6 protein-coding genes are annotated in these 6000 nt (G+C 34.4%); 3 read left to right on the forward strand and 3 right to left on the reverse strand.

All coding sequences use genetic code 11. From position 1 onward, the window contains the following. Positions 1 to 75: 75 nt before the first annotated feature. Both JFL43_RS09710 and JFL43_RS09715 read right to left on the reverse strand, forming a co-directional pair. On the reverse strand, positions 76 to 786 hold the full coding sequence (locus JFL43_RS09710; RefSeq protein ID WP_200748885.1) for an SH3 domain-containing protein: 711 nt from the start codon (positions 784 to 786) through the stop codon (positions 76 to 78). Between the two features lie 128 nt (positions 787 to 914). Further along, a complete protein-coding gene (locus JFL43_RS09715) occupies positions 915 to 2762 on the reverse strand; it encodes a methyl-accepting chemotaxis protein (RefSeq protein ID WP_234447704.1) in 1848 nt (615 codons plus the stop codon). A gap of 120 nt (positions 2763 to 2882) precedes the next feature. Here JFL43_RS09715 and JFL43_RS09720 point away from each other — a divergent pair, with 120 nt between their 5' ends. Both JFL43_RS09720 and deoD read left to right on the forward strand, forming a co-directional pair. After that, the gene (locus JFL43_RS09720) at positions 2883 to 3110 is read left to right on the forward strand and encodes a YozE family protein (RefSeq protein ID WP_200748886.1); all 228 of its coding nucleotides are present in this window, start codon (positions 2883 to 2885) and stop codon (positions 3108 to 3110) included. 376 nt (positions 3111 to 3486) lie between these two features. After that, on the forward strand, positions 3487 to 4191 hold the full coding sequence (gene deoD / locus JFL43_RS09725) for a purine-nucleoside phosphorylase (protein ID WP_200748887.1): 705 nt from the start codon (positions 3487 to 3489) through the stop codon (positions 4189 to 4191). A gap of 61 nt (positions 4192 to 4252) precedes the next feature. Here the strand turns inward: deoD and JFL43_RS09730 are convergent, their stop codons facing one another. Then, positions 4253 to 5419, reverse strand: a complete 1167-nt coding sequence (locus JFL43_RS09730; protein ID WP_200748888.1) for a tyrosine-type recombinase/integrase — start codon at positions 5417 to 5419, stop codon at positions 4253 to 4255. A 155-nt stretch (positions 5420 to 5574) separates the two neighbouring features. Here JFL43_RS09730 and JFL43_RS09735 point away from each other — a divergent pair. Next, positions 5575 to 6000: helix-turn-helix domain-containing protein (locus JFL43_RS09735; RefSeq protein WP_200748889.1), on the forward strand; the 426-nt coding region annotated here is incomplete at its 3' end.

The raw sequence follows: 6000 nt of genomic DNA on the forward strand, positions 1-6000 counted from the left end.
GTTAGTATTGAACATGAAAAGCCCATTTTAACGGTAAATAACAACCTAATATTCGCCTAATCAACACACCTGATATTATTCTATTTTAATTAGTTCAAAGACGGTTTTACTATTTTTGATTGTTTTAATGCAACCAACATTTGGAGCATAATAAGCTTTATAACCATTAGCCGATTGCACTACAACAACTTTCTTAAAAGTGCCTGCCTTAGTTTTCACTGTTTGGTTGACCGCGATGATTTTTCGAGTTTCTAGATAGCCGTAAAATTTTTTACCATTTTTTATAGGATAGGCTATTTCAGTTGTATATTCAGATTCAGGCCAACCTAAATCTAAACCATACTTTGTTTCACGCATTACGAATGTCGTTTTATTGCCATAAGAATCTTTTGTATACCAATAAACCCATTCACTATTGTATGTTTTCCCTGTACTATAGTGCTTTTTAATACCAGATGTTGTATCGTATGTATAAACCTTTTCGGGATTTGGTAAGTAACTCGTTTTTTTTGATTTAAACGTTAAATATTGAGTCGATACATAAGCTGTTTTCTTATTGTATATAATTTGAGACCAGCCAGATGCCGTTTTTTTATACACGGTTACCTTGGTGCCTTTTGTTAGAGAACCCAGCTTTGTAGCTGAAATTGAAGTTTTTGCACGGATATTGAGTTTATCCACTTCTACTGTCGCAGTCATTGTTTTTGCAGCAAAAGTTTGTCCTGAGAAGGGGAGGATAAGAGCTGTTAAAAGTACGAATGATAGAAAAGTTCTAAATAATTTCAAATAAATCACTCCTTAATTACTATATTAACATAAGAGGCTTCCATATTGTGTAATACTTTGGGGTTCTCTGTGAAGAAAACAAAAAACTTGCAATCTCAATAGAGATTGCAAGCCATTTGATAAAAAAGTTAGACTTTGAATTCACCGACCACTTTACGTAATTCATCTGCTTGGTTGGATAGTTCAATCGCTGACGCAGTAATTTCTTGCATTGATGCAGAGCCTTCTTCAGCAGAAGCGGCTGAACGCTCTGTACTCATTGCAGTATTTTCAGCAATTTGATTTACTTCTATAAAGGATACCGCCACTTCTTGACTATAGTTTAAAGTTTGCTCAATTTGAATGACCATTTTATTAATAATTGCTACGGTTTCGTTTGTTTGTTTGGTGATTTTATCTAAGGAAGCATTTGTTTCATTTGTCACTTCAACACCGCGTATGACATTTTGTACACCATTATTATTTTGAGTGACAATAGCTTGTACTTCTGATTGAATCGATGAAATGATGCCTGTTACTTCACGAGCTGCATTTTGAGATTGCACAGCAAGCTTTCGAACCTCATCTGCTACAACTGCAAAACCTTTACCATGCTCCCCAGCACGAGCTGCTTCAATTGCCGCATTTAGAGCAAGTAAGTTTGTTTGCTCCGAAATATCTGTAATTGTGCGTATGATGGAGGTGATTTCGGAAGATTTTTTACCAAGAGCTTCAACAGTTTCAGTAGTATTTGCCATAGTTTCTTCTATTAACATCATAACATTTGAAGATTGTTCGACGGTTTTTCCGCCTAGTTCAGCAGCGACTTTCATTTGATCTGTTGATGCTTTCACATGTTCCGCATCTGCACTTAAATAACGAGCCGCCTCTTCTAACAAATTCATCTTCTGAACAGCGTTATTCATACGAAGCATAGTTTGCTCACTGCCTTCGGCGATTTCGCCTGTTGTATTAGCAATTGATTGGATAATATTCGAGTTTTCATCGGCCGAAGTCATTAATTGTTGCCCACTAGCAGAAACATTCTCAGCAAGTGTACTCACACGTTTTACTAATGAAGAGATGGATGTAATTAACACATTTGTACTATTGGCAATTTCTGCGAATTCATCTTTTGTTTTTACTTTTACTCGTTTCGTCAAGTCACCATTTGCTTGTGCAATATCTAAAATAGACGTATTGATTGCTAACGTATTCCGTTTAATTGAACGGAACAGAATGGTACCTGTTACGATTGTTAAAACAATTGAAGATATTGTTAAAAATAAAAAGATAATCATAGAGATTTCAGTTTGTTTTTCAAGTAATTTGATTTGCTCGTTGTTTTTCTTTGTTAGGATGTCATTAATCATTTCAGTATGCACATCTATATAACCCATAGCTGTCTTGCCATTTCCAGTGAGAACAAGTTTTTGGGAATTTTCAAGTCCTGAATTCTGGCGTGTGTCAATCAGTCTCTTCGAATACTGAATATAATTGTTGTAAAATTGATCAATGGAAGTAATTCGCTCTAGTTCTTCTTTTCGGTCAGCGAATATTTTTTGAAGATCGACTAAATTGGATTCAATACGGTCTTTATCTTGACTATACTGTCTTAGGAAATTATCTTTTCCTGTAATAATATAGCTTTGTTCGGAGTTTGACAGCTTCGCAATATCAGCAGCTAAACTATTTACTTTCATCTGTTCTACGAGGTTTTCATTAGTGAAAACCTTTAATTCATTTTGAAGGTTAGACATATTTGAATAGGAAACAACAAGCATTGCTGATAGAATAATGATAAGTATAAAGAAGTTAATGATGATGCGGCCGCGAATCATTTTGAAAAAGTTCGATTGAATAGGTCCATGAACTTCAATGTGGTCTTGCTGCACTTTCCTTTTGAAAAATGAAGACATTGAAACTGATGACTTATTAGTGCTCTGATTTTCACTTTTTCTTACATTTTTTGTATTATTTTTGAGTTTTTTAACCAATTTGTCACCAACTTTCCATATTTCTATTTAATACAGTTCATTTTACTTCTTTATGATAGAATATTCTATACTTTTTGAAAAATAAATCATTACCTTATGACTATTAGGAAGGAGATATATATGAATCATTCGTTCTACAGTTATGTTCAAACATTTCGTGGTGGAGGAAAACATGATGACAAATCTCAGTTTGCAGAAGCGGCTTTTCATGATCATAGTTTTCCTAAACAACTCAGTGATTTTCATAAGCTTTCGAGATATATTGAAGAAAAAGCCGATGATGAAATGAGCGCACGTGTTTTTGATGAACTTTGGTATTTATATGAATTGAAATATCAGGTGTTTTGATTAGGGGAATATTAGTTTGAAAATTATCGTTAAAATGGTTTTTTTATGTTCAATATTAACGTATGCTACTACATTTTTTAGTTGCTTGTAGCGGAGGGGGCTTGCCCGCGGAAAGCGAGTATCCCGTAGCGGAAATCAACCTACCACTTTAATGGTAATGGTTTAAATTGGTTAATCAACACGCCTGTTGAAAGATAACTAAAAGAATCTTATTATTTAGTACTAATTGGGTAAAAATAAAATATAGAAGTTTTTTAAAATTTATTTAACATAACATTTGTCAGAGGTCAGACTTTCTTGATACAATGCTTGTAGCATCATAGCGTGATTATAAAATATATGATGAATAACTATTCTATTGAAAAGAGGGATACAAATGAGTATTCATATTAACGCTCAAAAAAGCGATATCGCAGAAATCGTTCTACTTCCGGGAGATCCATTACGTGCAAAATATATTGCAGAAACTTATTTAGAAGATGTAACTTGTTATAATGAAGTTCGTAATATGTTAGGTTTCACAGGTACATATAAAGGAAAACGCGTATCAGTGCAAGGTACTGGCATGGGTGTACCGTCGATTTCAATCTATGTAAACGAGTTAATGCAAGAATACGGTGTACAAAAATTAATCCGTGTTGGTACTTGTGGTGCGATTCAAAAAGATGTTAAAGTACGCGACGTTATTTTAGCTCAAAGTGCTTCTACTGATTCGAAAATGAACGAAATCATTTTCAATGGCCTAGATTATGCTCCAACGGCTGATTTCGACTTATTATTAAAAGCATACAATGCTGGTAAAGAAGCGAATCTAAACTTAAAAGTAGGGAATATCTTCACTGCTGATATGTTCTATAGTGAAGAAAATCAAAATGAGAAATTAGCACGCTATGGTGTCTTAGCTGTTGAAATGGAATCTGCAGCTCTTTACACATTGGCAGCTAAATACGGCCGTCAAGCGCTTTCTATTTTAACTGTAAGTGATCATATCATCACAGGTGAAGTGACATCATCTGAAGAGCGCCAACTTACGTTTAATGACATGATGATCGTTGCTTTAGAAGCGGCAATTCAAGACTAGTCGTATCAAGGGTTTGTGGTTTGGAAGAAATTTGCAAGTGACCAAAAGTGACCATTCTATTTTAGAAGTCATTGAAAAGGTCGCTTGCTTTTTCTTTTTGTCCCTTGTCAACGTGAGAATAAGTGTTTAGTGTTTCATGAATGTTTTTGTGCCCTAGTTGTTCTTGAATTACTTTAATATTTACATTTTTAGATAACATATAAGATGCAAATGTGTGACGTAATCCATGAAAACTGATAAGAGGTAGATTATGTTTTCTAACAATACCTCGCCATTGATTACTCATTCTATCGGGATGATTTGGATAACCATTGTCTTTGCTAAAAATCAAATAAATGGGTTTTCCATGTTCATCTAAAATAGGAGTGAACTTTCCTCCTAACTTCTCCAATTTCTTTTTCTTCTTTTCGATATACTCTTTCAATTCATTCATCAAATTAGCGGGAGCATATACATGACGATTTTCTCCTGTCTTTGTAGAATCTAAAAACAAGCGTTGTCCTTCCTTATCGTACTGAAGTGTTTTATCTACATAGATAGTATTGTGTTGAAAATCTAAACTTTCAAAACGTAGCCCACCGATTTCACTCATTCTCAACCCACAAAACAATGCAATCTTAATTTGGAACTGATGTTTGATGTGGAGCTTCGGAATAACTTCTAGCAACTGTTGAATTTGTGCCTCATTGTAATAGTTGATAAGCTTGCTCTTTGTTCGTTTTGGCTTAGTAGCTACCGAGCATGGATTAGCTTCAATATAACCCCACTCGATAGCCTTATTGAACATAGTATTTAGCAACGTGAATTTTTCAGAAATCGAGCCTGCCCTATCTTTTTTCTGTTGAACGATAAATAGATTGATTTGAGTTGATGTGATTTTGTGAATTAACATAAGACCAAAGAAATTTAAAATACCTCTATTCAAGTAGTTTGCATAAGTGTTGCGAGATTTTACTTTCAGCTCAGCATTTACATAATCACTCATGAAAGTTTCGGCAAACACTTTAAAGGAATCTTTTCTAGATTTGTTGAATACTTGTTGTCCTATGCCTAAAGACTTTTCAAATTCAGTAATGGCTTTGATGATGTTAGATTCAGTTAACTTGTTCAAAGTAACTGTTTTCATTTTCCGCAAACGTTTACCATGCTCATCATATCCAAATTCAGAGATAATCTTAATTCGTGGTTTTCCTTTTTTATTAGGCTCTAATAATTGATAACTTGCCATATTAAACTCTCCCCAGGGTTGTATAGCAATTCCTTTTTTTGTGTTTTGATGGCTAGTTGTATAATCAAATGCAACGATGCCTGAAACGAGAAAAGCCATAGATAAACCGTGTATGATTAAGTCGACGAAAACAAATCGATACGGAGGGTTTATCTATGGCTCAAACACATTCTACCACAAAAAAACGTACTTTTAAGCATCTAAATGCTTTTGATCGCGGAAAAATTGCTGCCTTACATAAGGTAGGTTTATCTATGCAAGCAATTGCTGATCAAGTTGGATGCGATAAAAGTACAATTTCTAGAGAATTAAAACGAGGGACTGTTACCCAAATGAAAACAGGAAGAACGTTTTACGAAACCTACTTTCCTGCCTTCGCTGAAACGAAAATTTTAGTAGATAAATGGTCCCCTGATGCCGTCTGTGGTTATGCAAAATTACATCAACTATTTGAAGGACCTACCTTATGCTCCAAGACATTATATAATTATATCGAACAAGGTTTCCTGAACATTAGAAACATAGATTTGCCGATGAAAACGCGACTGAACACCAAGAAAAAACGTTCTCGTAAAAATAAA

It is taken from the genome of Viridibacillus soli (assembly GCF_016612995.1).
Lineage (GTDB): Bacteria > Bacillota > Bacilli > Bacillales_A > Planococcaceae > Viridibacillus > Viridibacillus soli.

Excerpts from the sequence above, each read along its gene's own strand:
- JFL43_RS09720 (WP_200748886.1), top strand. The coding sequence starts at position 2,883 with ATGAATCATTCGTTCTACAGTTATGTTCAAACATTTCGTGGTGGAGGA.
- deoD (WP_200748887.1), top strand. The coding sequence starts at position 3,487 with ATGAGTATTCATATTAACGCTCAAAAAAGCGATATCGCAGAAATCGTT.
- JFL43_RS09730 (WP_200748888.1), bottom strand. The coding sequence starts at position 5,419 with ATGGCAAGTTATCAATTATTAGAGCCTAATAAAAAAGGAAAACCACGA.